We start from the raw sequence: 2,760 nt of genomic DNA, 5'->3' as shown, positions 1-2,760 counted from the left end.
ACGATTAATAAAATATAATCGTAAAACGGGATGTAAAAATGTGCTTTAGAGCGCGGGCGAAACGGAAAAAGCGAAAAAATTATAAAAACAGCGAATGCCAAGTGGATCGAGCGCGCGATATTCGTATTTAGCGTAAAATATGCGATGTAAAGCTGAAAGACCGACCACGCGAAGCAGACCAGCGTCACGAGCCAGAAGAGCTTTTTAGAGGTAAATTCTCTACTTTTTACCTCTAAAACCTGCTCGTCGTTTTGTGTAGATTTCTCCATCAACTAGCCTATTTCAGCAGCCCGGCTTCTTTATACACCGCCTCTGCCGCAGGATGAAGCGGCGCACTAAGCCCCTCTAAAAGGGATTCTTTGCTTACCAAATTTAACGCAGGGTGTAGCTTTTTATACTCGTCAAAATTATCAAGTATCGCCTTAACTACCGCTCTAACCGCCTCGTCGCTTTGGCTAGCGTCGGTTACTAGCACGGCCTTTACGCCGATAGTCTGTGTATCGTGATCTACGCCGTCATACATTTTTGCAGGGATTACACCTTTAGCAAAATACGGATATTTTTCTATGATCTTTTTGATATGCTCATCGTCGATGCCGACCAAGTCGATAGGAAGCGAAGTCGCCGCATCGGTGATATTTGCGGTCGGATGTCCTACGACGTAGAAGTATCCGTCGATCTTCTTATCTTTTAGCGCCATAGGGCATTCTTGCGCGGTTAAGACGCCGTGTTGGGCGAGCTTTTTGAGATCGAAGTCATAGTTTTCAAAAACTATCGTGCTGGTTAGCTCGTTGCCGCTGCCTGGATTTCCGATATTGATCTTTTTGCCCGCAGCGTCGCCGTAGGCTTTGATACCGCTCTCCTTAGAGACGACGAAAGCCAAAAGCTCCGGATAGATCGAAATTACGGAGCGTAAATTTTTATCCGCCGCGCCTTGAAATTTGCCCGTACCGTTGTATTTATCATAGACGACGTCGCTTTGAACGAAGCCGAAATTTAGCTCTTTTTTAAGCACGTTATTGACGTTATACGTCGAGCCGCCCGTCGATTGCACGGAGCATTTCATATTTTTATCCATATTTACCAAGCGGCAAATCGCGCCGCCTACTGGATAATAGGTGCCGGTCATACCGCCGGTGCCGATATTGATGAACTCCTTAGCGCCTGAAACGCTAGCTAGTAAGGCCAAACCGGCCAAAGCAACAGAAAATTTTTTCATCTTTGCTCCTTTTTGAGTTAAAAGTTTGAAAGTATTGCTAAATTTCTATAAAATTCTAATAAAAACAGATCGAATTTCGCGCAAATTTACGATTTTACACATCGCGGCGCAGGTGATTTAATATCAAAGTAGCTCGGCGATCTGCTCTGATATGCGGAATTTTACCGCGATAAAATTCTAAGCTTGAAATCCAAACGCCCGTGGATAAAATTTAACGCTATAAATTTCAAGCCTTAATAACTCACGCCGCTAAGATACAGCCCGTTCGGCGGAAAGGGGATTCTACTAAGCGCTCGCGAGAAGCTGATCTTGCGCCCGCTCTGCACGGATTTTAGGGCGTTTGCGACCATCAGCCGCACCTGCGCTCGCAAAAATCCGTTGGCTTTAAAATTTATCAAGGTTAAATTTCTAAAAGAGTAGGCGCGCGCGACGTAGAGCTCGCGTACCGGGCTTTTTATGTCGCTGCCGCTTTTCATAAACTCGCTAAAATCGTGCTCGCCGACGAAATTTGTAAGCGCAGCATTGAGCGCGGCAAGATCTACTCGAGGATAAAACACGCAAAAATCGCTAAGAAAGGGGCTGGGGCGTCCGTGGTTTAAAACGTAGCGATAGCAGCGCGCCACGGCGTCGTAACGCGGATGAAAATCGCGCGGCACCGGGCTGATGTGTTGCACAAAAATATATGGCGCGCAGTGGCGGTTGATGAGCTCTTTTAGGCGCGGTAGCTCCCAATGCACGGTGCATTCGACGCAGCTTACTTGGCGCAGTGCGTGCACCCCTTTATCGGTGCGCGAGCTGCTGATGAGCGGCGCAAAGATCCCCACTCGCCCCAAAGCCGCGCGTAGCACGTCCTCAACGCCGCGCCCGTGGGGCTGAGACTGTGAGCCGCTAAATTTCGAGCCGTCGTAGGAATAGACGAGTTTGAGCTTTACGCGATCTGAGTTCGCGCTCGAGGCATATGCGCACGCATCTGCGGGGGTATTTGGCGCGGCGCTTATTTTGCCGATGTGCGCAAGCTCGCTCGCTGAGAAGTCGCTTGTGGGCGCGCTTTTGATAATATTTTTGAGTTCGGACGCGCTTGCTGGCGTGTTTGCGGGGGCGTCCGCTTTGTGGGCGGCATTTGCCTTGCGGGAGTCTGCAACGCGGGCGGACGCGGGACGGGTAGTGTAAAATTTTGCGACGGGCGACATATAGATTTTTAAAGCGTCGCCGCTCGACTCATTAGCTTTCGCAGCGTTTGCTGCGCAAATATCCGAAGCGACGGCATTTGTGGAATTTTTGCAGGCGGAATTTAAATCCGCCCCGCGCGCGGTCTTTTTGGTGTAAACGGCGTCCAAATTCCGCTTGGCTCTTTCGTGATTCAAACCGCAATCGGGCGCAGTATAGGTAGCCGTATCGCTTGCCGTATCTGCGAGAGCGGAATTTTTAAAATTTGAAATTTCATCTCTTGAAATAAAATCCTGCTCGCCGTTTTGCGCTTCATGCTTTAAATTTACGCCACGCAAAATTTTAGAGGCGCTAGCCTTGCTCGCTGAAATTTT

The 2,760-nt window shown here is 48.8% G+C and carries 2 protein-coding genes and 1 pseudogene; all 3 read right to left on the bottom strand.

What is annotated here, in order from left to right; all coding sequences use genetic code 11:
- Positions 1 to 269: pseudogene (locus Q0256_RS02650) on the bottom strand (TRAP transporter permease); the annotation flags it as partial.
- A gap of 8 nt (positions 270 to 277) precedes the next feature.
- The gene (locus Q0256_RS02645; RefSeq protein WP_297959802.1) at positions 278 to 1,219 is read right to left on the bottom strand and encodes a TAXI family TRAP transporter solute-binding subunit; all 942 of its coding nucleotides are present in this window, start codon (positions 1,217 to 1,219) and stop codon (positions 278 to 280) included.
- A 233-nt stretch (positions 1,220 to 1,452) separates the two neighbouring features.
- On the bottom strand, positions 1,453 to 2,217 hold the full coding sequence (truA, locus tag Q0256_RS02640; RefSeq protein ID WP_297959804.1) for a tRNA pseudouridine(38-40) synthase TruA: 765 nt from the start codon (positions 2,215 to 2,217) through the stop codon (positions 1,453 to 1,455).
- Between the last annotated feature and the right edge of the window lie 543 nt (positions 2,218 to 2,760).

Origin of the sequence: uncultured Campylobacter sp. (assembly GCF_937949835.1) — a bacterium.
GTDB lineage: Bacteria > Campylobacterota > Campylobacteria > Campylobacterales > Campylobacteraceae > Campylobacter_B.
This window is presented reverse-complemented; position numbering and strand designations above follow the sequence as displayed.

What these genes read in the sequence shown, in the direction of transcription:
- Q0256_RS02645 (WP_297959802.1), bottom strand. Translation starts at nt 1,219, where the DNA reads ATGAAAAAATTTTCTGTTGCTTTGGCCGGTTTGGCCTTACTAGCTAGC.